Consider the following 26,330-nt stretch of genomic DNA (forward strand, 5'->3'; position numbering starts at 1 on the left):
CACAACCGAGACTACGCGACCCCGGGGCACTTCCCGGGGTCGCTTTCACTCGCGCTGCTGTCTCGGGCTCCTCCCTGGTGACGAGCCGATCGCACCTGGCGCGAGGCAGCGTCACGACACATGATCGATCCGAGTCACCCTCACCGCCTCCACGACTCCGTCCGTCACCGATACGACTTCGATCAGGGCGTCGGCCACGCGGAACGTCCTGTGCGGGACGATTGCCACACCTTCTTCCTCGGCCAGACGTGCGGCCACCCCTCCAATAGTCTTGGCTATGGTTTGCGGCACATGTACATCCGAGATCTGACACACTGCACTCACCGGAGTGGCCGCGCTAAAGACGTGGTCGCCGGCTTCGATCTTGGCGACGAAGAGGTACCTCCTGATTGCGAAGAGCCCTCCGATGGCAGCGGTGCCGATGAGAAACTCCACCACAGTGGTCTGAGGGCTGAGCATCTTCCTCGCGGCTACGTACATGAGGACCTCGATCACGCTTCCGGGAGTATGCCAGATGAGCATCATCGCGAGCTCGAGCCCAACCACCAGCACCAGAACGTGGCTTATCAACGCCTGAAGCGTGCTGTACGGATCCTGAAGCGGAACACCTCCCGGCAGGAGCATTCGGAGGTATCTCACGAGTTCCAAACTCCCAGCGACCACGCCCACCAGCACGATGAAGGCCAGAACCGTCTCCCATACCACTATAGAACGCTGAATGTAGCTTCGAGTGAGGATCATGTCGCGACTCTTGTGCATTCGCTCCGGGCTCCCTCCTTGATGCGCTAGTCGACTGCACCGTACATTTCTACGTTCCCCACGTTCTCGCAGATCCCTTCCAGATCGGCGAGATGGGAGCGCTGAATCACTGTCCGGGAGGCGTCTGCTGCTGGAGGAGGTTCCTGAGCTCGGAGCCCTGCAGCTGGATGTAAGTATGCGGCACATCGCCCATGAGCAGGACCTCGGTGATCGGCACCTGCACCGTGACGTCAACTGTCGAGGCAACGAGCGGCACGACCAGCTTGACCTGCGCCGCAACCTCGAGGTAGATCTTGTGGCGGATTTGGTTTATGCCCGCCTGTTCGAAGTCGCTGAGTATTCTCGTGTTCACCGTTCCCACGGGAACGACGGAGATGGGTATTCGCGGGCCGACATTTGCTAGGATCTGGCTGCCGAAGACCTGACCGAGGGGTATCTCCACCTGTGTCTCGGTGGTTTGCTTGAGCAGCTTCTGCACGCGCATGGTCACGTTGGACGTAAGGCGGTCGATCTCACCCGTGTTCGGCTGGACGAGGACGACCTTCCCGGAGCTGTCAGGTCTGAGCGCGTAGAGGTCCTCCCAGCGGATGGCCTCGGCGATCTCCTGCGCAACCGCCTGAGTCACGGCCTCAGTCGCCATCACGCGCGCCTGAGCCTTCGCAAGCTGCTGAAGGGTCGGTCGCAGACGCCAGTCCACCACCGCGAAAAGCAGGCCCGCGACCGCAGCCAGCAGGATCATGCGTGCGAGGAACCCACGCCACCTCGAAGGGCGGCGCGAAACCCGGGGCCACCTTGGTCTTGGTGCCGACGACCATTTAGGCACGAAGCTGCCCTTTGCCACGCCTGGTCCTTGGTCGAGCAAGCCCGCCCGCCCGCGCTCGCGCCCCCCTGACGTGGGCGGAATCGGTCCGGACGGTGCCCGGCCCCTTGGGCTTCGCCGTGCAGGCCGCCTGGGTCGAAAAGCTCTCGAAAGAGCACGGGCGAGCTCCACCCACCACGCGTGGCGGGGCAGGCCCCTCCGCCGACGGCGACTCGGCATGTACCCGCGTCCTCCTTTGCCCCTAGCCTTCGCACAGAGCTCGGGCAGTCGCACCTGGCCCGCGGTAAATCATATTCGCGCCTCGGTGCGAAAAGGCCATAACAAAAGGAGCCACACCCGGTATCACCACAAGCCGGGATGGCCCACGCTTCGCAACTCCAGACGCCAGTTTCAAGCGCTGCTTCCCTTCGGGCTTCGCTGCCCCTTCGCCATCATCGCATCATCCGCCGGGGGACTCGTCGCGCATCACGCTCACGCAAGGCGAACCCTCGCGAACCTGCGTTTGCCCACTCGAATGATGGTGCCGTCCCTTATGGCCACGCACGCCTGAGGATCGACCAGCCTTTCGTCATCAACCCTCACCGCCCCCTGGTCCATGAGTCGACGCGCCTCGCTGGTGCTTCCGGCGAGTCCCGTCGCCACGAGGAGCTTGGGACACCACATCTTGCCCTCGTCGAGGTCCGCGACGGAGATGACCGCTTCCGGGACTTCCTCCGGCAGTTCCCCTTTGCGGAACACCGCGTCGAACTCTTCCTCCGCGGTCTTCGCCGCCTGCCACCCGTGGTAAAGCGCGACTATCTCGCGGGCCAGACGCCTCTTCGCGTCCCTAGGGTGTAGCCTCCCCGAAGCAAGCTCGTCGCGCACAGTCTCGATTTCCTCGTCGGGAAGAGCCGTCGCGAGCTCGTAGAAGGTCATCATGACGTCATCAGATATGGACATTGTCTTTCCGTACATCTGCGAAGGCGGCTCCGCGACACCGATGTAGTTCCCCAGGCTCTTGCTCATCTTGTTGACGCCGTCCGTACCAACGAGAATCGGCATGAGCATGGCTACCTGAGGTTCCTGGTCGTACTCGCGCTGGAGCATCCTTCCGAAGAGGATGTTGAACTTCTGGTCAGTGCCGCCGAGTTCCACGTCTGCCTGGAGCGCCACGGAGTCGTACGCCTGCATGAACGGATAGAAGAATTCGTGGATGTATATCGGTTGCTCTTGACGGAACCTCGCGTTGAACTCATCCCGTTCGAGCATCCTCGCGACGGTGTACTTGGACGCGAGGTTGATGACGTCCTCGAAGGTGAGCTTGGAAAGCCACTCGCTATTAAAAGCTATCCTGGTCCTCGCCGGATCCAGGATCTTGTATGCTTGTTCCTGATACGTGCGAGCGTTCCTCATGACTTCGTCTGCGGAAAGTTGCCGCCTCGTCTCGGACTTCCCCGTCGGATCGCCTATGCGCCCCGTGAAGTCCCCCACCACGAGCACGACCTCGTGGCCGAGGTCCTGGAACTCCCTCAGTTTGCGGAGCACCACAGCATGGCCGAGGTGAATATCAGGCGCAGAAGGATCCAGCCCCAGCTTCACGCGGAGCGGTCGCGACGCGCGCGATGCCCTTTCCAGCTTCTCGCGGAGGTCATCCTCCGATACCACCTCCGCTGTCTTCCTCTTCAAGATGTCTACCTGCTCCCCGCTAGTCACCACCAATACCTCCCAGCCAGAGTCACGTCCAGTTTAGCATAGGGCGATCCCCTCGTCAATCGCGGGCCTTCGCGGCCCGACGCAGCATGACCGGCCAGGTTGACTCGGGCAACGCGGGGTATGGTATAATTGGGGCGGATGAGGAACAAGACGATATGATAATCGGCGTCGTCATAGGACGTCTATCGCGACGAGTACGTGCCGAGAGAGGAGCGTGGCGATGTCCAGGGGCATGGGGCGGATCATCTCCATCCTCGCGGTTGGCTTCATCCTCGTGGCGTGCGTGGCCTCCGGCGTCTTCGTTGGTGTCGTCATGGGAGCCCTGCGAGACATGCCCGCGCTGGAGGACCTGGAATACAGGCCCAGTGAGGCTACAAGGATATACGACGTCAACGGAAAGCTGGTCGCTCGGCTGTACATACAGAACAGAGTCTGGGTTCCCCTGCGCGACATCCCGGTGACCTTACAGAACGCGGTCATCTCCATCGAAGACCACAATTTCCGCCACCACCACGGTGTGAACTTCACCGCGATGTTGAGGGCACTGCTCGTGGACCTGAGGGAAGGCAAGATCGTCCAAGGCGGGAGCACCATCACCCAGCAGCTCGCCAAGAACGCTTTCCTGACGCAAGAACGCACGTTCACAAGGAAGATTCAGGAGTTCATCTACGCTATCCAGCTTGAACGGGCGTACACCAAAGACCAGATCCTAGAGCTGTACCTGAACGAGGTGTACTATTTCCCAGGGCAAGCTGTGTACGGCGTGGAAGCCGCCGCCCAAGGATATTTCGGAAAGCACGTGCGCGACCTGAATCTCGCCGAATCGGCGCTCCTCGCGGGGCTCATACGGAACTCCCAACTATATTCTCCCACCAAGAACCCTGATGCCGCGCGAGCGAGACGTGCGTTGGTGCTCTCGCGCATGGCCGAGTTTGGGTACATCTCACACGAGGAGGCGGAGGCCGCGAACAAGGCGCCGCTTGGCGTAATCGAGAAGCGATCCTCAAAGGAGGTCGCCCCCTACTTCGTGGACTACGTGCGGGCGCATCTCCTCGAGAGATATGGACAGGAAACAGTGTACAAGGGGGGTCTGAGGGTATACACTACCCTTGACTTGCGGCTGCAGGAAATTGCGGAGAAGGCGCTCCTGTCGAACCTCCCACAAGGCAAGCCGGATGCGAAAGGGCTCATGCAGCCCCAGGGCGCCATGGTGGTCCTGGACGCACGCGAGGGATACATAAGGGCGATGGTGGGAGGGCGCGGCAACGACGAATTCAACAGGGCCGTCCAATCGTACAGACAGCCCGGGTCAGCATTCAAACCGTTCGTGTACACCGCGGCCATACAGGCCGGCTATACCCCTGCCACGCTGCTCGATGACTCGCCGGTCGAATACAGCCTTCCGGGTCAGAAGGAACCGTGGGCGCCAGTGAACAACGACGAGAAATTCCGGGGGCCCGTTTCGCTACGAGAAGCGCTCGAGAACTCGATCAATGTGGCGTCAGTCAAGCTCCTCGACCAGGTGGGAATAGAGAATGCCATCAAGATGGCCAAGGCGATGGGCATAACCAGCTTGGTTGAGTCGGGGCGCCGCAACGACATGACCCTCGCGCTTGTTCTGGGCGGCCTGACCAAGGGTGTGACACCCCTCGAGATGGCTGCGGCGTACGCGGTGTTCCCCAACCAGGGAATAAGGGCTGAGCCCACGTGTATCCTCAGAGTCGAGGACCCTGACGGCAACGTGCTGGAGCGCAACACTCCCGCGAAGACAGTCGTCCTGAATGAGCAGACCGCCTACATCATGACGGACATGATGCGCGGAGTAATCACACGGGGGACAGGCAAGGCCGCACAAATCGGTCGCCCGGCGGCGGGAAAGACGGGGACCACGTCTGATTACACCAACGCATGGTTCGTGGGGTTCACGCCTGATCTCGTGGCGTGCGTGTGGATAGGCAACGACGAGCAGCAAAAGCCCATGGTGTACGGGGGCGTGAGAATAGGAAGCGCGCGCGCCGCCATGATATGGGGAGCGTTCATGAAAGAGGCACTCAAAGACCTGCCCCCGGCTGAGTTTCCCGTTCCGAGCGGCGTCGTGTTTACGAGAATCTGCACGGAATCTGGAATGCTCGCGACCGCCTCGTGCCCGAAACCGGCGACGGAGGTCTTCATCCCGGGAACGGAACCCAAAGATTACTGCGGTCTCCACAGCGGGGTCGTGGAAGTCTCGGTGTGCGCGGAATCGGGAACGCTCGCCACCGACGCATGCCCGCCAGACATGATAGAGGTTCGCCGGTATCTCGCGTCGAGCGGTCTTCGAGTGCTTGCCGACGGCACCATCCTGGCGGGAGAGCGCATGCCGACAGCCCACTGCTCGCTGCATGGGTGGCGCGGAGCCGCCTCGGGAAACCGCGAAGGTCGAGACGGTGCTTTCCGCTCGCCAGGCGGTAAAGACGCGCTCCCGGAGGCCGACCGCCCTAGTCCCCTCGAATAGCCACGACGGTCACTCCGTCTCCCCCGTCGGCAGGCCCCCCCGGTTCAAATCCCCTGACGTGCGGGTGCGTTCTGACGAAGTCGCGAACGGCCTGCCTGAGTGCGCCGGTTCCCTTCCCATGTATGATCCGGGCCTTCACTAGACCCGCAAGGCACGCGTCGTCCAGGTACTTATCCACCTCAGCGATGGCTTCCTCCACGGTGAGCCCGCGCAGATCGAGTTCACTGGATATCGTGGCCGCCTTCTCACGCGTGACCGGGGCGATGAAAACGCCGCCCGCCGGCCGCTCTTTCGCCCCGCTGGACCCATCCTCCACGACGACAAGATCCCTCAGGCAGACGAAGAGTCTCATCGCGCCTACTTGCACTTCCACGTCTTCCCCGTCCCGCGGGACGCTCAGCACGCGTCCAGACCCGCCCAGCTTGGGCACGTACACGCTGGTCCCAACGGATATCTCTCCCGGACGAGGGGGCCTCGTCAACGGCGAGAGGTGACCGGCAACAGTCTCTGGCTCCTTAGGGTCCGCAGCGACAATCTCCTCTGTAACGCGCTTGAGCGCTTCCCTCGCTCTTCGCGCCGCATCGTCCACGCTGCCCCTGTCGAGAGCGACTTCTCTGAGCTCTTCTATGATCCGTGCCACGTCTTGCCTTGCGCGGGCGACGACACCGGCAGCCTCGTCCCTGGCTTTTCGGAGTATCTCCGAACGAAGCTCTCGCATGCGCCGGACCTCTTCGTCACGCTCGCGGGCGAGTCTCTCCATCATTTGTCTCGCGCCACGTGCTCGCTCACTATCCTCCTCGAGTTGCTTGCGGCTCTGCTCCATGTGCGCGATCATGTGCTCGACGCGAGCGCGGTCCTCCCCCAGTCGCTCCCGGGCCAACTCGACGACCTCCCGCGGGAGACCGAGCCGCGAGGCGACCTCGAACGCGCAAGACCCACCCGGAACCCCCACGACCAAGCGGTAGGTGGGGCGAAGCGTCGCCACGTCGAACTCGCACGACGCGTTCTCCACTCCCTCGCGCTCGTACGCGAACGCCTTGAGCTCGCTGTAATGGGTCGTCGCCACCGTTCGCGCCCCGCGCGAGTGCAGGTGCTCGAGGATGGCTATGCCCAGCGAGGCCCCTTCAGCGGGATCCGTGCCGGCACCCAGTTCATCGAGGAGCACGAGGGATTCCGGTCCCGCCTTCTCTAGGATCTGCACGATGTGCTTCATGTGGGATGAGAATGTGGACAGGCTCTGCTCGATGCTCTGTTCATCGCCGATGTCCGCGAACACCTGCCTGAAGACTGCGAACGTAGTGCCTTGCGCGGCCGGCAAGTGCAGTCCCGCAAGAGCCATCAGGGCAAAGAGGCCTATCGTCTTGAGCGAGACCGTCTTGCCGCCGGTGTTCGGCCCCGTGACGACCAACGTGTGGAACCTGCCACCGAGCTCGACGTCTATCGGCACGACATGCCCCGTGAGAAGCGGATGCCTTCCACGCCGGATCTCAAGGTAGGCGGAGGCGTTGAGACCAGGCTCTACGGCATCCATGTCAAGGCTGAGTCTGCCCTTGGCGAAAGCGAAGTCCAAGGCGCCCAGGGCCTCGACTGTCTTCTCGATCTCCGAGTGCGCCACGCGTACCATCCCGGAAAGCTCGCGGAGGATCCTCTCGATCTCCTCGCGCTCCTTTGCCTGGAGCGAGGCGAGCACGTTGTTGAGCTCGACCACAGCCATAGGCTCGACGAAGAGCGTCAACCCGCTTGCGGACTGATCGTGAACTATCCCTGGCATTGCTGCCTTGTGTTCCTGCTTCACTGGCACCACGAATCTGCCGCCCCGCAACGTGACCACCGGGTCTTGAAGGTAGCGCGACGCCTCGGGCGACCTTATGAGAGAATCGAGCTTGTCACGGATTCTTCCACCTGTGGCTCGAATATCGGCTCGCACTCTGGCAAGGACGGGGCTCGCATGGTCGACCACGTTGCCCTGGTCATCGAGGCACCGTGTGATCTCCCGCACGAGATCAGGCTGCGGAGCGATCCGAGAGGCATGGCCTCGCAATGTCTCAAAACCTTCTCCTAGCCCGCAGATGAACTTGCGGAGTTGGCTAGCCGCGTCCATGGTCCAGGCGATGTCCAGCAGATCCTGGGGAGCGAGGGTCGACCCAACCCGCGCCCGCCCCACCGCAGAGCGAATGTCGCGGATTCCGCCTAGAGGCACGGACGGGCACGTCGCGAGCACCGTTCGCGCTTCTGTGGTTTCACGCTGTCTCGCCAGGACATCGTCGGGATCCGTAACAGGAGCAATAGCGAGCGCAAGTTCGCGGCCCAGGGTATTCGTGGTCGCGGCGGCCAGGCGCTCCCTGATCCGATCGAATTCCAAAACGCGTAGGGTCCTTTCGTCCAACCGGCATCCCTCCGGCAGGTCGCAAGGGTCTCGGAATCCCGCCTCGCGGCCCGCCACGCACCATTATACCACATGCTCTCGTCGGAGTGCCGGTGGAGGCGACCGGCGCGTTGCGGTGCAGGCTCCGGTGCCGGTCGTGCGCCCGGATCTGTGTTCAGCCTGGCGCCTGGTTTCTCGGTCTAGAGCGTCCTTATAGACCCACGGGCCTGTGGCCTTCCTCCGCGGCCGCTGGCGCCGATGGCAAGGCCCGACGTACATCGACGTACATCGGCGACATCGCTCCCGCCTAGCGCCTCCTCGTGAAGACCCGTCGGGTGATGGCAGTCAGGGCTTCGCGGGCAGGGCCCGCCGGCAGCCTGGAAGCGCACGCCGCGGCGCGCTCCAGACTCTCCCGCGCTCTCTCGTAAGCGAGGTCCACGCCGCCGCACTCAACCACGGCGCTGCGAACCCAGAGGAGCGATTCGCCATCAAGCTGCCTTGACTCGATGATGTCCCGCGCCCTCGCCCCCAGAGACTCGTGGCTGAGCAGCCTCAGGACCGGCAAGGTGAGCACTCCGCACACTAGATCCTGGCACGTCGGTTTGCCGATCTCCCGCTCGTCGGCCACGAAGTCCAGGGCGTCGTCGGTCAGCTGAAAGGCGATACCCAGTTCCAAACCGTAGTCGGCAGCATTCGCCACTTCTTCGGGAGCCGCGCCGCCGATGACGGCCCCTGCACAGCAGCACGCGGCGACGAGCCTTGCGGTCTTCAGGGTGATCCTTCTGAGGTAGCCTTCCTCGGTCTCATCGCACGAAAACGCGCATGCCTCTTGCTCCAGTTCCCCTTCGCACATCGCCCCTATGGCGTCTGTCATGAGCTCGACCACGCCGAAGTCCCTGTGAAGCGCGAGAAGAGAGAAGGCTCTCGCAAAGAGGAAGTCTCCAAGAAGGACGGCCGACCGCGCTCCGAAGACGGCGTTTACGGTGTGAAACCCTCTGCGCGTCTTCGAACCATCGATCACATCATCGTGCACGAGCGAAGCCATGTGAATGAGCTCCGCCGCTGCGGCAACCTCGATGGCCGCGCGACACCGGACATCGTCAGGGGTCTTCCCGAGATCTTGCGTCGCCCACGCCCAGAGCAAGACGAGAGCCGGCCGCAAGCCCTTCCCCCGGCTCGCGAGAACGTGGTCGCGAGTGGCGGAGAGGCGAGCGCTCTCGCAAGAGAGGGCCTCTCTGATGATGCTGTCGACCGCCCTTACGCGCTCATCCATGCCAGAAGGCAACTCGAAGAGTCCGCTCACCTCATCACCCTCCATCGTTTCCGGCGGCGACACCGAGGCTTCCTGCTCTGGAAGGGCCGTGGGCACGTACCATAGTGTGGTCTCTTCTCGCAGCTCGCATTCCCCAGGGGCGTTCGGGGGCTGCGCGTCTCTCTCCCAGTCCGCTCTCCGCGTGAACGCCGGCTGATCATCGCCGGTCCTCCGTCAACTTCCAGCGACCAGCTCGTCAACCACGGCCGGACGAGGGAGGTTGAAGGCCAAGAGCCCGTTGGATCCTCGGTATCCTCTCCTCCGGCACCTGGCGACATCACTTCCCTGCGAATAGTCAAACTTTCTGAAACCATACTACATGGATGGATCGACGGTGCGGTTCGTTCGCAAGGAAAGGGCTGGTCATGAAGTGCTTGCCACGATAGGCAAGACCGCATTCATGTATGTCTTCGTTCTCTTCATCACGCGGCTAATGGGGAAGCGTGAGATCGGCCAACTCTCGCCGTTCGACCTAGTCGTCGCCATAATGATAGCGGACCTGGCGGCCATGCCTCTCGAGGAAAAGCGCATCCACATCCACGACGCGGTCATCCCCATCGTGGTGCTGGCAGCCGCGGAGGTGCTCTTCGCCTTCGTGACGCTGAGAAGCGACAGAGCTAGGGCTATCATCAGCGGTCAGTCCACCATTGTCATTCGGGACGGCCACATAATCGAGGGTAACCTGCGGGAACTTCGCTACAACCTCGACGACCTCCTGGCGGGCTTGCGCGAGAAGAACGTATCAAACATCCAGGACGTCGAGTTCGCTGTCCTCGAGGGTTCAGGCCGCCTCAGTGTGATCATGAAATCGCAGGCACGGCCCGTCACGCCCAGGGACCTCGGGATCACCACCGCTTACGAGGGACTGCCGTACCCTCTCATCACCGACGGGAGGGTCCATTACCAACACCTGGACCAGCTCGGCCTCACCGCGGCGTGGCTCAATGAGGAGCTCGAGAAGAAGGGCGTGAAGGACCCGTCAGACGTTCTCCTGGCTACCCTCGATACAGCCGGTGAATTGTACGTCGCCAAGAAGGAACGGGCCGAGGTGCGCGACCTTCAGTCGAAGGGGAAGCCCGAGCGAGACGCGTCTCAATCCAGTGAGTAGGTAGGGATGATGTGATGGAGCTGTCGAAGGAATTCCGGGATAGGTTCGTCAAAACGCTCCAGGGCAAGGACTACGTGTTGTATGGCGGCCTCCTCCAGCTCGCCCGCCAACACGGGCTGAAGAGGGTCACGACGAACATAGTGCAGATCCCGTCGACCGACAACGGCATGTATGCGGTAGTCGAGGCGGAGATCGAGACTGAGAACGGCGTCTTCAAGGAAGTGGGCGACGCTTCGCCTGAGAGCGTAAACAGGGCGATCCAGCCCCACATCCTGAGGATGGCCGCAACGCGCGCGAAAGCCAGGGCCATGAGGGACGCAGTAGGCATCGATCTCGTGGCCATCGAGGAACTCGGGGACGTGCTCCCGCAGGATGAGATTCCTGGACCGGAGAACCCCGAGGACCTCGTCCTCACATTTGGAAAGTACGCGAGGCGGTCCCTCGGGCTCGTCGCCCGCCAGGACCCCGCGTACGTGGGCTGGCTCGCGGAGAACGCGCGCGACGAGGCGGTGAGGAAAGCCGCCCGCGACGTGCTGCTGAGAGCGGCAGAGGGCGACTCTGGAGAGGCGGAGGGCGGCGTTCCCGAAGAACGCGCCGAGCGGCCACCTACCCACTGACCGACGCCCACTTGAGCGGAAGTCGGAGCGGTGCCCTGGAGCGGTTCAGAGGACTCCGGCCCGTCTGAGCAATCTGCAAGCCCTCCACATCGCAAGGGCCCTGGGTCCACCCTTGCTCAGGAGGAAGCCTGCGAGACCATCGAGTCCCCCGGTCTTGACTTTGGGATCCGAAAGGTACATGGCAAGGAGGCCCTCGACCACTCCTTGGTGAAAGGTCGGACACGGGAGACGGCGAGCGGCCTCCATGGCCTTGTCCACGAAGTATCCCAGTCTCTCCCTTCGCTCCTCGGCGTCCCGGTAGAAACTCACGAAGTTCAGATCGCCCCCACAAGCGTCCTCCTCCTGATCGATGAGGTAGTCCAGGAGGATGTGCAGGCCGCACACCCACGGGAAGTACGCGCTGGAGATTGCCGCCACGACGTCCGGACTCGCGCCCCAGCCGGGACGCGAATGGCGGTCCGGGGTCGCCGCAAGGTTCAGGAGCGCGAAGACCCCAAGCGTGGAGCCTGCGGCCGCGGCAAACTCCCACCAGGCAATGGGCGCGCGATCGCTGCCTTCGCGCCCTCCAACTTCCCCGAGCCATTCACGTCTCCACCACTCGGTGAGCAGCGGCACTCTCGCCTGCGTCCGCCCGTGCTTAAGCGCCTGGAGGTCAGTATACAGCCTCGCTAAGCGAAGAACCTCTGCCTTGAGCGCTCCACGGTAACCTGGAAGCAGAGAGATCTGCCTCCTACACTCGTCCACGAGCGCGCGCAGGTATCCACCGTCGGACTTACGAGGATACAGAGCGTAGTAATCACCAGGGTCCGAACCGCACGAGGTGACGGTGGCGGCGGGGTCTGGTTTGGTCGCGCCCTCGCAGGGGCTGGCCGCCATGAGAGCGTCCAGCATGGACTGATGGAGCCTTTCGAACGCACGAGCATCGCACACCCCTGCGCGGTCGCAGAGGTTGTCGAGGTAATCGCTGATCGTCTGGTACGCGACTATGAAAGAAACGAGCCCCGGCGAACGGAGCGGAGCGAGGCCGTACACTGACCCGCCTATTGCGTGGAACAGCTTGCGGCGCATGCTGGCAAGACCGTGAGCCCGGAGCTCCGGGTCGGGGCAGCGTCGGATCGCTGCCCGCCACCTTGCCAGCTCCCTATGAACTCTCGGCACCACCCATAAAGACATGGCGCGTATGAACCTGGATGCGGTCCAGCGCGAATCGCGGCACTCTCGGCGCGACACTCACCTCACCCAGCCGTAGTGTTGCCCGGTTAGATCCTCTTGATTACGGCTCTTGTCTTTGCCTTCGCGACAGCCACTCACGCAGCCGCGCGAGAGGCCAGGCGTTAACGACGTGCGACCGCTCTAGCCAGCCCCTCCTCGCGACGCCGACGCCGAACACCATGTAGCCGAGCTGATCGAAGCTGTGAGAGTCCGTGTTCACAGCGAGCACCGCTCCCGCGTCTCGGGCCTTCCGGGCCCATCCGGAGTCAAGGTCCAGGCGGTCGGGAAACGCGTTGATCTCAAGGGCAACCCCGCTCCGGGCCGCCTCGCTGATGAGCTCTTGCACGTCTACTTCGTAGCCATCGCGCCTCCCGAGAACTCTTCCCGTGGGATGGCCGATCACGTCTACGTTCGGGTTCCTCATCGCCCTGATTATCCTGTCTGTCATAGCCTCCCTGGGTTGCTTGAACGACGAATGCACGGAGGCGACCACGATGTCGAGGCGCGCGAGGACCTCATCCGGGAGGTCGAGGGTCCCGTCCTTCTTGATGTCGACCTCAATACCTGAAAGCACTGTTATGCCCCTCAAATGGCGGCCGAGATCCGCAATGAACTCGACCTGCCTCAAGACCTCGTCGGCTGTGAGACCTCCTGCGATGCCCAATGACTGCGAATGGTCGCATATGGCTATGTACTCGTAACCTCTCGCCTTCGCGGCCTCCGCCATGGCCGCTATCGAGGAGGCGCCGTCGCTCCAATCGCTGTGGACGTGAAGGTCGCCGAGGATGTCCCTTTCTCGGATGAGATCCGGTAGCCTTCCCTCGAGCGCCGCCTCGATCTCACCCGCATCCTCTCTTAGCTCCGGGGGCACGAACGCTAGACCCAGAGCAGCGTAGATGTCCTCCTCGCAAGTCACTGGAAGCATGACTCCATCATCAGAGAAGACCCCGTGCTCGTTGACGGTAAGACCGCGCCTCCTGGCGATGCCGCGGAGTCTGACGTTGTGCGCCTTCGAGCCTGTGGCGTGATGCAGCGCGGCTGCGAAGTCAGAGGGCGGGACCACCCATAGGTCGACGTCAGGCCCGCTCCGAGTCGCAAATGACCCGCGCTCGTCACCCGCGCTGAGGGTCCGAGAGACCTCGTGCCACGTTCCCATCGCCTCCATGACCGCGCCAGCCTTCTCCGCGGCAACAACGATATCAAGGTCGCCGCAGGTTTCCCTCCACCTGCGCACGCTTCCTGCGACCGCCGCATCGTAGACTCCGTCCACCGAGACCACCCTATCGAGGACCAGGCGAGCCATCGCCAACGCCGTCCCCAACGGAATCTGCGTCCAATGGTCCTCGCGCAGCCTTTCGATGGCCCGGAGGATGTTCTCAGCGCTCTTCGCACCGATGCCAGGCACACCTTTCAACCTGCCATCCCGCGCAGCCCTCTCCAGTTCCTCGAGAGTGGCGATGCCGAGGTGACGGAAAACCGCCATCGCAGTTCGCGGGCCTACTCCGGGAATCCTCAAGAGCTGCCGCAGCCCTGGCGGCACCTCTCGCCTTAAGTCGTCAAGCAATCTGAGTCTGCCGGTGGTCGCGATCTCTGCGGTTTTCTTCTCTATTGCCTCACCTATCCCCTCGATGTGCTTGAGCCTTCCCTCGGCGGCGACCGTTGCCGCATTCTCAGGAAGGCTCTCGATGATGTCCGCCGCACGCATATACGCGCGAACCTTGAAAGGATTCTCCCCCTTGAGCTCCAAAAGGTCTGCAAGCTCGCGGAACATGGAAGCGATCTCCAGGTTGTCCATCCCTACGCTTCCCTCCCCGCTCGGAGCCGTCGCGCCGCCAAGGATGGCTCCTTACGCCTCACGCACGACCGCCCGGCTTGGCCTTGGGCACACCCCCCTCAGGTTCGGGTGCGCGTCCGCTGCCGCTCTCCCGATGAATGAATGATGGCATCCCAGTTGGAAGGATCGCCTCGATCTTGTCGTATATGACGGGAGATGCCTCCAGGAACTCCCTTGCTATGGACGAGCTGTCGATGATCTCGCGTAGGCCCCTGACTGGAAGCGCGTACAGGACCAGAACCGCGACAGCCACGAGCACGGCGCCCTTGACCAGCCCGAACAGCGCGCCACCGGCCGCGTCAAGCCAGGACACCGGAGTGTACCGCACGAGCCTGCCCCAGATCCACTCCACTATGGCCACGGTGATGCCGACGCCGACGCAGATGGCAGCGAATCCGAGGATATTCGCGACCGCCCTTGAAAGCACGAAGTAGTCGAGGAGGAAGGTGCCGACTTCCTCATAGTACTGAAAGGCCAGGATAACAGCGGCCACAAGCCCTGCGAGCCCCAGCACCTGCCGGACCAGGCCCTGCCTGAGCCCCGCGACCCCCATGAGGCCCACGAAGACCAGGATGAGAAGGCTCAACCAGTCCACTCCTAACGCACTCCTCTACGTCGTTTTACCTCGATTCCTCCACCATTCGCATGAGTTCCTCGTAGCGCGCTCTCAGCTTCTCGAGGTCATCAGCGAAGGAAAGACACGCGAGGATAGCCGCTCGGCTTCGTGCGATCCTCGGATTGGCAGACAGAGCCGCTCGAACCCGTTCGTCCACCGCCCTTGCCAGCAATCTCACGTATTCCGCGTCAGCGTCAGCTCTGACAGTGTACTCTTCGTCGACGATCTTCACGGTGACGCGGCTTTTCCTCGGCCCGGTCGCCCCTCTCCCAGTATCGCTCAATGGACTCGTTCCCATCATACGTTCGACGCTCCCTGACGCGATCCGATATGGCTTGCTTGTGTCCGGTCCCGCGTCCGCTTCGTTCACACCCAATCGGTCAGGAAGGGTATTCTACAGCATGGCTCGGATTACCTGCCGTCCACGCGTCCGGGCGCCAATTTCGACCTAGCGCGAAACGAACCGCCCACATAGAGAGGGGCGACCTGCGTCATGCCCGCACAGTCGCCCCCAGCCTCTCGGCCAAAGCGCGAGAGACGGCCCTGTGGGCTTTCTCCACTTCCTCGTCGGTTAGCGTGCGTTCGGGACTCCGGTACGTTATGGAGAATGCGAGGCTCTTATGTCCTTCCGGCACTTGAGGACCCTCGTACACATCGAAGAGCCTCAGAGCCTCCACGAGCCCGGTCGCTGCCGAAGCCATCACCCTCTCGACGTCAGAGCTCGCCACCTCGCGCCTCACGACGACGGCCAGGTCCCTCGTGACGGCTGGGAACCTTGCGGGTGGCTTCACGCGGAGAGCCGGCTCCCTCGCGGCCAGTATGGTTTTGAGGTCGAGTTCCGCGACGAACACACGCTTCCGAAGTCCGAAGGCTTCCCGGACGTCCGGATGAAGCTCACCCAGGAATCCGATGTCCTCGCCGCCTCGCGGCCCATCTCCTACGACCGCTTTTGCGGTCCTCCCCGGGTGCAGTGACGGGTGAACCCACGGGGAGAAAACCACACGCCTCAGTCCGAGGCCCTCGAGGAGCGCCTCTACTATGCCCTTCAAGTCGAAGAACCCCGCGTCCACCGCCTTCCTCTCCCACGAAGGCTCCGATAGCCTGCCCATTATCGCAAGACCTACCTTCACCGGCTCGCACGGGAGGAGATCATCGTTTGCGACAACCCTGCTCCGCGGACCATCGCCCCGTTCTATCTCACAAACGGATGAGTCTTCGCGCTCGCGCTTCAGATACACCCGAGCGATTTCGTATATGGCGACATCGTCCTCGCGGTGCGCAGCGTTTCTCTTGAGCACGTCCAGAAGGCTTGTGAGGAGCGTCATCCTCAACATCGTGTAGTCGCTCGAAAGGGGGTTGGATATCTTGACGGCAAGCCTCTGGACCTCAGTTTCAGCAAGCCTGAGAGCACGGCATGCCTCGAGGTTGGTAAAGGTGATCGTCTCCACCTCCGAGAGCCCACACGATCTGAGGATCTCTCCCGCCTTCGACGCAAGCCTTGTCTCGGCGTCGCGGCGTACCTCTGGAGGCGCTCCCTTCGGAAGAGTGGCCTCTATCCTGTCGTACCCGTACAGCCTCGCAATCTCCTCCACGAGATCCTCCTCCCGGGATACATCCGGTCGGTGGTCGGGGACGAGCACGCGGTACGATCCACCGTCCCAGGGCTCAACGATGAACCCGAGTCGCATCAAGATGTCCTTCATGTCCTCCTCGCGGATGTCCGTCCCCAGCAGAAGGTTCACGCGCTGTGGACGAAGACGGACGAACACATGGTCTTCCTGGCCGGGGTAGGCGTCAAGCATCCCGCGGGCGACCTTGCCAGCGCCTATGGCTTGAATCAGGGAGGCGGCGCGCTCAACGCCGATTCGAGCGTTCTCGGGCCACAACCCGCGCGAAAAGCGGCTCGACGCCTCGGTGCGCATCCGCAAGGCCCGTGACGCGCGCCACACGCTCACGCCGTCGAAGTTGGCCGACTCAAGGAGCACCGTCCGGGTCCTCTCGCTCACCTCCGTCTCCATGCCGCCCATGACGCCGGCAATCGCGACAGGGCGCTCACTATCCGCTATCACCAGTATGTCCTCATCCAACGAGCGCCGCTCGCCGTCGATCGTGGTGATCCATTCACCCGGCGCCGCCCGCCGCACCACGATACGGCGTCCCGCAAGGAGGTCGAGGTCGAATGCGTGCAGAGGCTGTCCGACCTCCAGCATGACGTAGTTGGTGACGTCTACGATGTTGTTGACCGGTCGGACGCCAGCCGCCTCGAGCCTCGCCTGCATCCAGTCGGGAGATGGGCGGATCTCGACATCCGTTACGACTCTAGCCGCGTACCTTCGGCACAGGTCGGACGCCTCGATCTTCACCGCCGCCGTCTCGTGCGCATCGCCGGCATCCTCCACCACCGCCAGCTCCGGATGACGGAGCGCAAGCGAGAACACGGCAGCGGCCTCGCGAGCTATTCCCAACACGCTCAGGAGGTCCGGGCGGTTGTGGGTGATCTCGAAGTCGAAGACAGCGCGAGCACCGTCGCCCGCGAGAGCCTCCACCGCGACCCCGGCCAGGGTAAGCTCCCTTGCGACCTCGTTCGGAGCTGGGAGCTCCGGTACGAACTCCTTCAGCCACTCATACGGCACAAGCATCATTCAGCCCTCCCTCGACTCGTCTGCGCCATCACAACCGATCCCCGGACTCATCTCGAGGAACTGGCGGTTGAAACGCATGTCATTCTCCGCAAGCAGCCTGATGTCGTCGATTCCGTACTTCAGCATTGCAATCCGGTCGGCCCCCATCCCAAAGGCGAGGCCGGACACCTCTTCGGGGTCGTACCCGACGGCCTCCAACACCTTCGGGTGAAAGAGCCCTGACCCCAGGATCTCGAGCCAACCCGTGTTCTTGCACACTCGGCAGCCATCGCCGTGACAGAACACGCATGACACGTCCATCTCTGCGCTAGGCTCCGTGAACGGAAAGTAGCTCGGACGAAACCTGACCCTGGTGTCGGCGCCGAAGAACTCACGCGCAAACCTCGTTAGCGTCCCTTTGAGATCGCCAAAGGTGATGCCCTTCTCAACGGCAAACCCGTCCAGTTGATGGAACACCGGCAGGTGAGACGGGTCTGACGCGTCGGACCTATACACCTTGCCCGGGATTATCGCCCGCACGGGCGGCTTGTGCCGCTTCATGACACGCACGTCCACGCACGTGGTGTGAGTTCGAAGCACCACCTCATCCGACACGTAGAAGGTGTCCTGGATGTCTCGGGACGGATGGTTCTTGGGGACATTGAGCGCTTCGAAGTTGTAGTAGTCCAGCTCCACATCGGGACCGTCCGCTACCTCAAAGCCCATGCGTCCGAAGATCTCCTCCAGCTCCTCGTAAACCATCTTTATCGGGTGCCTCGCCCCTATCACCGGCCTTGTGCCGGGCATGGTGACGTCCAGCCTCTCAGCCTCAAGCGCCTTTTGCCTTTCCAACGCCGCCAACTCCACGCGGCGTCGCGCGATCATGGCCTCGATCGATTCCCGCGCTTCGTTCAAGAGCTTTCCGACGATCGGGCGCTCCTCACTTGGGTACGCACCCAGGCTTCGAAGTGCAATCGTGAGCCTGCCTTTCTTTCCCAGGTACTTCACTCTCACCTCGTCAATGCCCGACAGGTTTGACGCGGCCGCCAGCTCCGCCGCCGCCTGAGAGACCATGTTCTCCGCATCGTCTCGCATAGACCGAATCCTCCCTCAGCCTCGCATTTCCGGCAAGACATACTCCGCAGCGCTCGCTTCGTCCTTCCCCTGCGGCCCCTGCCCACACCCGCTCGCTTGTCTCTGCTCGCTTTGCTCATCCGCATTGTCTTTCAGCCTGAGCTGCTGCGCAGCGGCCACCACGTCCGGAATGGCGCTCCACACCTGCGCTACGCGGGTATGTTCCCGCGACTTCGAAACCCACACGAGGAACTCAGCTGTGCCCGAGTTCCCCAGCACCGGTGAGGACGTCAGCCCCATCACACCGAAACCCTTGTGATCGAAGTAGCTTACGAGGCGGGCAAGCACCTCCCTGTGGACGTCCGGGTCGTCTGCTGCGGCAGGCCTCGAGTCCTCGAAGAGGGGCTTGACGAGCGCCACGATGTCACCCTGTCCCGCGACAAGGCGTGCAACGATCGGAACGGCTTTTGTTAAGGACAAGTAGGAGAGGTCCACCACCGCCATCTCGGGGGGAGGCACGAGATCCTCCGGATCCAGGTCACTGATGTTTGTGCGCTCGAGGCAAACCACAGCCGGACTCGCTCGCAGTTTTCCCGCAAGCTGACCGAAGCCCACGTCGACAGCGTAAACGAGTCTAGCTCCTCTCTGGAGCAGGCAATCGGTGAAGCCTCCTGTCGATGCACCCGCATCGAGAACAACCCTTCCAGAAACGTCCAGTCCGAACTGGCGAAGAGCATGGTCCAGCTTGAGCCCGCCCCGTCCCACGAAGGGCATGTCGATACCCTTCACGCGCACGTCCGCGTCAGCAGGAACGAGCGTGCCGGGCTTATCCTCGCGATGTCCGTCCACCAGCACCTTGCCCGCCATGATGTAGCCCATGGCCGCGCGGCGGTTCTCCAAGAGCCCACGATCGACCAAGAGCTCGTCAAGTCGCTTCTTCTTCGCACATCTCACCACCCAGGTCATCCCCTTTCATCCCTGTCTCTCGCCATCCCCATCTATAAGCACGACATGAGTACGAGTCGCCTGATTCCCCCCTCGGAATACAAAAGCCACAGTCTTCCAAGGGACGAAGACTGTGGCCCCGCGGTACCACCCTTCTTGACAGGCTCGCGTCAGTCGTGAAGCACACTTACGCCAGGCGAACCTGACCTCTCTATTGCCAGGCACAGGTCGAGCGACCGATGCCCTCCCCTCATAACGGTGGGGTTCCGGCACAGCCTACTCGCGGTTCCGCCACGTGGTCGCATCAGAGCGCGATCACAGCGGAGCGGCCCTCTTCCCGCGCTCTCTGTCCCCCCGAGCCCGGGCGCTCTTGTGAACGCTTTCAGCCTGCGGTTCTGGAGCGAACTTCGACGGAAGCTGGCCCGGGCACGCTCGCAGTCCTCGACGCGCCCTCCCTTGGGGCCTCATTCCGTGTACTCCTCTCCTTCATTGCCTTTCCATGGTTTCTGTTGTTATGTACTATATAGTATGCGCTCCTCGCGATCCCCTCTCACGTGCGAGCCGTTCGCCGTGCTGAGACATTTGGCCGCACGTCTATCACGTCTCTATTGAGTCACCAACATCCTGTAGATGAGATAAGCCGTGATCGACCCCGTGAGCTCGAAGACCCGCCAGAAGAAGTCCGCTCCTAGCATCAAGGAACCACGTCCTTTCAGAGATCTGGGTCGGACTCTTTGGGTCTCATTATAGCACAGGCCTTCCTGAGCTCGCAACAAGGATTATCCGGCTTGAGCGCCACACCCTCCCCGGCCTGCCCCTCTCTGCCTTACGGCCTCGTACATCAGGATGGCGCCGGCCACTGCAACATTGAGCGACTCCACGCCGCCCGGCATCGGGATCCTCACGCGACCGTCGCACGTCTCCAGAGCGCTCTCCGATGGCCCGAAAGCTTCGCCACCCACGAGCACCGCGCTCGGCCCGGTGAAATCCCATTCATAGCACGGCGTCCCAGATCTGACGTCCCCCGCGACCACGGAAAGTCCGTGGGTCCTGAGGACTGAGACCGCCTCAAGAGAGTCGGTCCTCTCCTCGATGGGTATCCTGAAAAGGCTTCCCATGGTCGCCCGAACGCACTTTGGGTTGTATGCATCAACCGTTCCCCGGGTGGTGATGACGCCTGCCACGCCCAAGGCAGCGGCGGTGCGGATGAGCGTTCCAAGATTACCCGGGTCCTTCACACCGTCGACCACCAGGACAAGCGGGTTCCCAGATAGGTTAACCGTCCCGCCGGGGATCTCCGCAACGGCCACGATGCCTTGGGGAGTCTCTGTGTCGGATACCGCTGCGAGCACCTCCTCCGTGACCTCGATAACTTGCGTGCCCGCGGCCTCAAGGCGCTCGACGAGCGTCCGCCCGGTCTCGACACGAAGAAGATGCGGGGTGACTAGGGCTTCGTGCATCCTAGCCCCCGCATCCACAGCTTCCTCTATGCTCCGAGCTCCCTCGAGGAGAAACCGTCGCGTCGCCGCCCGGTGTTCACGACGACCGAGCTTCCTGATTTCTTGAACTCGCGGGTTGCGACGGCTCGTTATCATGACAACCACCAGTTGCCGGTCGACACTATGGCGCCCTTTCCTCGCCTACTGCTCGCCGCCGCCAGTTGCCTTCGCGAGCTTGACAAGCTCGCCGAAAGCATTCTGATCGTTCATGGCGATCTCAGCGAGGACTTTCCTGTTTATGTCAACTCCCGCTTTGTGCAGGCCGTCCATGAAGCGGCTGTATGACATGCCATTCATGCGGGCAGCGGCGTTGATCCTGGCGATCCAGAGCTTGCGGAAATCCCTCTTCTTGTTGCGCCTGTCCCTGTACGCGTACTGCAGGGACTTCATGACGGCTTCGTTTGCCCGTCGAAAGATCTTGCTCTTCGCGCCTGTGAACCCTTTAGCCATTTTCAGGATCTTCTTGTGCCGCCGCCTTGTGACGAATCCGCCTTTCGCTCTCGGCATCGTAGCTTCCTCCTCAGGTTCAGCGTGGATCGGTTTGCGCCGTCGACCCTTCCGTCATGCATGCCGCAGGAGCCTTTTCACCCTGGCGGCATCTCCGGGCGCAAGCACCGCGGGTTCCCGGAGGGACCTCTTGACTTTACCGGACTTCTTGCCGGTATTGTGTCCGCCGTAGGCCTTGTCCCTCACGATTCTGCCCGAACCCGTCATCCTGAACCTCTTGGCGGCTCCTTTATGAGTTTTGACCTTGGGCACTTCATGTCTCTCCTTTTGCCGGCACACGCCATGACGGCACGCGCCGTCTTCATCGTCCACGATCATCAGCGCATCCCTGCGCGCCCTGCCCTTCGTGACCTATCCTACCTGTCTTGGGGCGAGGACCATGATCATGTGCTTGCCCTCGACCTTGGGCTCCCGTTCGATAACCCCGTAGTCCTTGACCTCCTCGGCGAGGTCCAACAGCAATGCCCGCCCTATGTCGGCGTGAACGATCTCGCGGCCACGGAACCTGACGGTGGCCTTGACCTTGTCCCCGTCCTGAAGGAATTTCTGAGCGTTCCTGACCTTGACCTGGAAATCATGGCCCTCTATCTTAGGGGTCATTCTGACTTCCTTGATGTCCATGGTCCGCTGCTTCTTTCGGGCCTCTCTGTCGCGCTTGGCCTGCTCATACTTGTACTTGCCATAGTCGAGCAATCTGCACACAGGCGGTTTAGCGCTAGGTGCCACCTCAACGAGGTCAAGGCCCCTTTCCGCTGCGATCCGGAGGCCTTCCCTGACCACCATGATCCCGAGCTGTTCGCCATTCTCATCGATCAGTCTGATCTCCCGAGCCCGGATCGCCTCGTTCACCCTCAAGTCTTTGGCGATTGTGCCTCACCCCCAGATTCAATGACTCGTATCGATAGTCGGTACGCAAAGAGCGGGCCGACCGCCCGCTCATGACACAACCACGCACCAGCGCGCAGCCTTGGCCGCACCCGGCACAGGCTACGCGGACACGCGACCTTGCTAGCAACCCTGCCGTAGTTACCTTGTGGTACAGCCCTCTACTCAGGAGGGCATCAGAAGGGCGCCGCAAGGTGAGAAGCAGACGGCTTCCACTTGCACAACCACGAGTGTCTATGGAGTTTTGCAGAGTCCTGCCGATGTGCGCCGCCCTGTCCCGCGGACCCTGGCGCGACACAAGCAAAACGCAAATGCTTCGGCCGGCCGGGGACCGGCCGACTGTGGCGCTTTTGAGTATAGCACAACGCATGCCAGCGGTCAATCGTGGTCTGGAGTACTCAACCACGGACAACTCACGGGGGCAACCGGCTCGCGAGCGCGCTCGCCACCGGTAAGCGCCCTTCGGTCTGGGCGATCCCTCACGCCTTCCTCTCGATGTCCCCAAAGAGCCGCGCCTTGAATTCCGCCAACGACATCGGGCCCAGGTCGCCATCGGCGCGTGAGCGCACCGAGACCGTGCCCCGCTCGGCTTCTCTGTCGCCCGCAACTAGCATGTAGGGCACTTTCTCCAGCTGGGCCTCGCGGATTTTGTACCCCATCTTCTCGCTGCGATCGTCCACGTCGACCCTGGCCTTCATGTCCATGAGCTCAGAGGCGACCTGTCGCGCGTAGTCAACATGCCGGTCCGCGACGGGAATCACCCTCACCTGAACCGGCGCAAGCCATACGGGAAACGCTCCCGCATAGTGCTCGACCAGGCCCGCGACGAACCGCTCCATGGAACCCAGAACCGTGCGGTGTATCATGACCGGGCGGTGCCGGGCGTTGTCTTCGCCGACATACTCTAGGTCGAATCGCTTCGGGAGGTTGAAGTCCACCTGAATAGTGGGGCCCTGCCACCCGCGGCCGAGCGCGTCCTTGACCTTGACGTCGATCGCGGGGCCATAGAACTTGGCTTCGCCCTCCATCCTCGTATATGAGAACCCCTTTCGCCCGAGCGCGGCCATGAGCGCTCCCTCGGCCATGTCCCACACTTCGTCGGAGCCGACGTACTTGCCTTTGTCCGCCGGATCCCGCACGGAGAGCTCCATGTCGTAGTCCTCATAGCCGAATGACTCCATCATGAATTGCACGAGGTCGAGCACTCCCACGAGCTCATCCTCGAGCTGGTCAGGACGCATGAAGAGATGAGCGTCGTCCTGCGTGAACCCTCTGACACGAAGCATTCCGTGGAGAACGCCGCTGCGCTCATAGCGGTACACCGTGCCGAGCTCCGCCCACCTTATGGGCAGGTCCCGGTACGACCGCGTCTTCGTCTTGTACATGAGGATGTGGAAAGGGCAATTCATGGGCTTCAACAGGTATTCCACGCCGTCGATGTCGATGGGCGAGTACATGTTCTCGCGATACCAGTCCCAATGGCCGGACACCTCCCAGAGGTCGCGCCGGGCTATGTGGGGGGTGTATACGAGTTGGTAGCCTCGCCTCAAGTGCTCCTCTCGCCAGAAGTCCTCGATGATCTTGCGGACAAGAGCCCCTTTCGGGTGCCAGTACACCAGGCCGGCCCCTGCTTCCTCGTGAAGGCTGAAAAGGTCCAGTTCCTTGCCCAGCTTCCTGTGATCGCGCCTCTCGGCCTCTTCCAACACGTGCAAGTGAGCCTGAAGCGCCGCATCAGATGGAAAGGCCGTCCCGTAGATTCGCTGCAACATCTTGCGCCTCTCGTCGCCTCGCCAGTACGCGCCTGCGACGCTTAGCAGCTTGAACGCGCGCAGTTGGCCGGTCGAAGCCAGGTGCGGTCCGCGACAGAGGTCGACGAACTCGCCTTGTCGGTAGATGCTGACCACTTCGTCTTCCGGAAGTTCCTGGATCAATTCGAGCTTGTATGGCTCGTCGAGAGCTCCGAATAGTCGCACCGCTTCTTCCCGTGGAATCTCCTGGCGCACGATGGGCAGGTCTTCGCACACGATCTTGCGCATCTCGTCCTCGATTCGACCCAGGTCGCCAACGGTAAAAGGCTCGGGTTTGTCGAAGTCGTAATAGAACCCGTTTTCGATAGCCGGTCCTATGGCGAGCTTCACTTCGGGAAAGAGCCGCTTCACAGCCTGTGCCAACACGTGGGCGGTGGAATGACGAAGGATCTCGCTCCCTTCTTCGCTGTCGAGGTCCACTAGCACCTCCGCGCCTCTCATACTCACCCCGGAGCCCTCCGGTCCCGCGTCATCAGTCTTGACTCTCGCTTGAGCCATTCTTCTATCACCCCAGTTCTTCAAGTCTCCTTGGTCCAGCATCCGTCCAGATAGGGTCCTTGGGGCCGTCACCGTCGCCGCACCGCTCCAGCATGGCGCGCATCCAGGAGTAGTCCGGACCACCTTGACCAGAAAACGAAGGCCCCGCACCTGGATAACTCCAGGGGCGGGGCAGTCCCGCGGTTCCACCCTGATTGGTGCCGGCTTTCGGTGTCTTGCCTTCCGGAGTCTTGCCGCTCTCGGCGCCGTGGCACTCCCCATTCGCCCAGGCAAGCCTTGCGTGCTCGCTGGCAGGGCAGCTCCATGAGCGCCGTGCGTGCCTAGCGCGACACACACCGACACCCTCTCATTTCGCACGTTAACGGGTGCCTCCGTCGTCGATTACTTGCGAGAACGAGCCCGCTTTCACCGCGAGGCTCGAAGGAGGTTTTCGGCGTCGCGCTTCCGGCGGAGGCTTCCAGCCGTTGACCTCCGCTCTCTCTCGGTCGCTCCCCGCTTACTCGTCCTTGTCAGCGCCGTTCCAATGCACACCCCTTGTTACCGCCATTATAGGCAAGCGGCCCTCACATGTCAAGGCCGGGCGGATAGCTGCTGCCTCGTGCCACGATCTGCGGGCGCTTGGTGACCGGATGGGTATCGCAAATCGCGTCGACAACCTCAGTTCTGATCGCCGCGCCCCGACGCCGGCACGTGCGCCCTGGCCTGATGGCCCTCGCAGAGGCGACAGCCCGGGCACACCGAGACGCGACCTTCGAACAGTCTTTGGATCGTGTCCGTGACACCAGCGCTTCGGCCGAGATGAAGGACTATCTTTCTGGGCGATACGCTTATCAGGGCGCTGATAAGAAGGTCCTCGTAATCCACATCGATGTCCACGAGGTCCGGGGAAACGCCCTCCAGGTAATCGTTGTCCACAACCTTCCCGGCGCGGTCCAACAGCCTGAAGAGACCCCCAGGTCTTGACACGACGTGGACTTCATCGATCCTCGGCTCCTGGACGTCCACGAAGTATTTCAGAAGCCTGATGAACTCGTTATACTCACGTTCTATCATGTAGTCGTCGACGGCTGCGTCCGCCGATTCGAGCAGTTCCTCAACAAAGCCCTTCAACCTGAACCGGACAAACCCGTCCAGCACAATGCAACTTGCTGTGTCGAGATAGTCCAGCACTTTGAAGAGCACCTCGTTCCTGCGCCTTACCAGAGCCCTGGGCTCCTCGGGTCTGTCCCTGTCAGCGGTTTCGGCGCCCATCTTTCCGTCCGTGCCCCTGCCACCGAGAGCCGCGGCCGCGCATGCAACGATTCTCTCTTGTTCCGAGGGATCGAAGTACGGGTACCGCCTACGAACTACCCGCGCCACAAAACCCTTGGCTACATCGAAGACTATGGCATCAGCAAGGGCGCTAGCTACATGGTATCTGACGAGGTCTCTCTGGCCCGCGGGGACGCCTCGGCTGGCGTCGCGCAAATTCAAACAGAGAAATGTGAGAGGTCCCGCGGACCTCTCCGTCATGTCAAGCTCGATCCCCTTCTCACACAGCATCCGCACCTTGCTCGAGAGTCGGTCGCGGACGGCGTTCGTGTGATCCTGAACCCCAATGGCGATGAGCTCCATCAGGATCACGCCCCTTCCCCGTGTATTATATGTCCGGGCAGTACCTCAAT

22 protein-coding genes are annotated in these 26,330 nt (G+C 62.2%); 3 read left to right on the plus strand and 19 right to left on the minus strand.

Annotation, left to right across the window (positions count from 1 at the left end; all coding sequences use genetic code 11):
- Positions 1–111: 111 nt before the first annotated feature.
- The 3 genes from NUW12_08585 to tyrS form a co-directional block, all read right to left on the minus strand.
- Positions 112–759, minus strand: a complete 648-nt coding sequence (locus NUW12_08585; GenBank protein ID MCR4402826.1) for a hypothetical protein — start codon at positions 757–759, stop codon at positions 112–114.
- Between the two features lie 106 nt (positions 760–865).
- Positions 866–1,498, minus strand: coding sequence for a sporulation protein YunB (gene yunB / locus NUW12_08590; GenBank protein ID MCR4402827.1), 633 nt, complete (start codon positions 1,496–1,498; stop codon positions 866–868).
- Positions 1,499–2,050: 552 nt separating this feature from the next.
- Complete coding sequence (gene tyrS / locus NUW12_08595) at positions 2,051–3,274, minus strand: tyrosine--tRNA ligase (GenBank protein ID MCR4402828.1); 1,224 nt, start codon at positions 3,272–3,274, stop codon at positions 2,051–2,053.
- Between the two features lie 217 nt (positions 3,275–3,491).
- On the opposite strand from tyrS, the gene NUW12_08600 reads away from it, so the two are divergent.
- Complete coding sequence (locus NUW12_08600; protein MCR4402829.1) at positions 3,492–5,765, plus strand: penicillin-binding protein 1A; 2,274 nt, start codon at positions 3,492–3,494, stop codon at positions 5,763–5,765.
- Here NUW12_08600 and NUW12_08605 read toward each other — a convergent pair.
- Together NUW12_08605 and NUW12_08610 are read right to left on the minus strand one after the other, a co-directional pair.
- Positions 5,749–8,151 (minus strand): endonuclease MutS2, encoded by a 2,403-nt coding sequence (locus NUW12_08605; GenBank protein ID MCR4402830.1) that lies wholly within the window; start codon positions 8,149–8,151, stop codon positions 5,749–5,751. The two genes, NUW12_08600 and NUW12_08605, sit on opposite strands and share 17 nt — an antisense overlap.
- 286 nt (positions 8,152–8,437) lie before the next feature.
- Positions 8,438–9,433 (minus strand): polyprenyl synthetase family protein, encoded by a 996-nt coding sequence (locus NUW12_08610; protein ID MCR4402831.1) that lies wholly within the window; start codon positions 9,431–9,433, stop codon positions 8,438–8,440.
- A 379-nt stretch (positions 9,434–9,812) separates the two neighbouring features.
- Here NUW12_08610 and NUW12_08615 point away from each other — a divergent pair, with 379 nt between their 5' ends.
- Positions 9,813–10,550 carry a DUF421 domain-containing protein gene (locus tag NUW12_08615; GenBank protein ID MCR4402832.1) on the plus strand — a complete coding sequence of 246 codons (738 nt, stop codon included), beginning with the start codon at positions 9,813–9,815 and terminating at the stop codon, positions 10,548–10,550.
- A 14-nt stretch (positions 10,551–10,564) separates the two neighbouring features.
- Entirely contained in the window at positions 10,565–11,167 is a 603-nt protein-coding gene (locus NUW12_08620) for a hypothetical protein (protein MCR4402833.1), read from the plus strand.
- Positions 11,168–11,212: 45 nt separating this feature from the next.
- Here the strand turns inward: NUW12_08620 and NUW12_08625 are convergent, their stop codons facing one another.
- The 14 genes from NUW12_08625 to NUW12_08690 form a co-directional block, all read right to left on the minus strand.
- Positions 11,213–12,340 carry a tetraprenyl-beta-curcumene synthase family protein gene (locus NUW12_08625; GenBank protein MCR4402834.1) on the minus strand — a complete coding sequence of 376 codons (1,128 nt, stop codon included), beginning with the start codon at positions 12,338–12,340 and terminating at the stop codon, positions 11,213–11,215.
- Between the two features lie 100 nt (positions 12,341–12,440).
- The gene (polX, locus tag NUW12_08630) at positions 12,441–14,174 is read right to left on the minus strand and encodes a DNA polymerase/3'-5' exonuclease PolX (GenBank protein ID MCR4402835.1); all 1,734 of its coding nucleotides are present in this window, start codon (positions 14,172–14,174) and stop codon (positions 12,441–12,443) included.
- A 58-nt stretch (positions 14,175–14,232) separates the two neighbouring features.
- Positions 14,233–14,808: a CvpA family protein gene (locus NUW12_08635; GenBank protein ID MCR4402836.1), complete on the minus strand. Its 576-nt coding sequence runs from the start codon at positions 14,806–14,808 to the stop codon at positions 14,233–14,235.
- 25 nt (positions 14,809–14,833) lie between these two features.
- Positions 14,834–15,112, minus strand: a complete 279-nt coding sequence (locus tag NUW12_08640; GenBank protein ID MCR4402837.1) for a cell division protein ZapA — start codon at positions 15,110–15,112, stop codon at positions 14,834–14,836.
- A 208-nt stretch (positions 15,113–15,320) separates the two neighbouring features.
- Entirely contained in the window at positions 15,321–17,468 is a 2,148-nt protein-coding gene (gene pheT / locus NUW12_08645) for a phenylalanine--tRNA ligase subunit beta (GenBank protein MCR4402838.1), read from the minus strand.
- Between the two features lie 3 nt (positions 17,469–17,471).
- Positions 17,472–18,545: a phenylalanine--tRNA ligase subunit alpha gene (pheS, locus tag NUW12_08650; GenBank protein ID MCR4402839.1), complete on the minus strand. Its 1,074-nt coding sequence runs from the start codon at positions 18,543–18,545 to the stop codon at positions 17,472–17,474.
- 15 nt (positions 18,546–18,560) lie between these two features.
- Entirely contained in the window at positions 18,561–19,481 is a 921-nt protein-coding gene (locus NUW12_08655; GenBank protein ID MCR4402840.1) for a TlyA family RNA methyltransferase, read from the minus strand.
- A gap of 593 nt (positions 19,482–20,074) precedes the next feature.
- The gene (locus NUW12_08660; GenBank protein ID MCR4402841.1) at positions 20,075–20,164 is read right to left on the minus strand and encodes a YqzL family protein; all 90 of its coding nucleotides are present in this window, start codon (positions 20,162–20,164) and stop codon (positions 20,075–20,077) included.
- A gap of 84 nt (positions 20,165–20,248) precedes the next feature.
- Positions 20,249–21,064 carry an RNA methyltransferase gene (locus NUW12_08665; GenBank protein MCR4402842.1) on the minus strand — a complete coding sequence of 272 codons (816 nt, stop codon included), beginning with the start codon at positions 21,062–21,064 and terminating at the stop codon, positions 20,249–20,251.
- Positions 21,065–21,109: 45 nt separating this feature from the next.
- On the minus strand, positions 21,110–21,475 hold the full coding sequence (rplT, locus tag NUW12_08670) for a 50S ribosomal protein L20 (GenBank protein ID MCR4402843.1): 366 nt from the start codon (positions 21,473–21,475) through the stop codon (positions 21,110–21,112).
- 54 nt (positions 21,476–21,529) lie between these two features.
- Positions 21,530–21,727: a 50S ribosomal protein L35 gene (gene rpmI / locus NUW12_08675; protein MCR4402844.1), complete on the minus strand. Its 198-nt coding sequence runs from the start codon at positions 21,725–21,727 to the stop codon at positions 21,530–21,532.
- 99 nt (positions 21,728–21,826) lie between these two features.
- Positions 21,827–22,342: a translation initiation factor IF-3 gene (gene infC, locus NUW12_08680; protein ID MCR4402845.1), complete on the minus strand. Its 516-nt coding sequence runs from the start codon at positions 22,340–22,342 to the stop codon at positions 21,827–21,829.
- A gap of 497 nt (positions 22,343–22,839) precedes the next feature.
- On the minus strand, positions 22,840–24,666 hold the full coding sequence (gene thrS, locus NUW12_08685) for a threonine--tRNA ligase (protein ID MCR4402846.1): 1,827 nt from the start codon (positions 24,664–24,666) through the stop codon (positions 22,840–22,842).
- A gap of 657 nt (positions 24,667–25,323) precedes the next feature.
- Positions 25,324–26,280 (minus strand): putative sporulation protein YtxC, encoded by a 957-nt coding sequence (locus NUW12_08690; protein MCR4402847.1) that lies wholly within the window; start codon positions 26,278–26,280, stop codon positions 25,324–25,326.
- Positions 26,281–26,330 lie beyond the last annotated feature (50 nt).

It is taken from the genome of Bacillota bacterium (assembly GCA_024653485.1).
Classification (GTDB): Bacteria; Bacillota; SHA-98; order UBA4971; family UBA4971; genus UBA6256.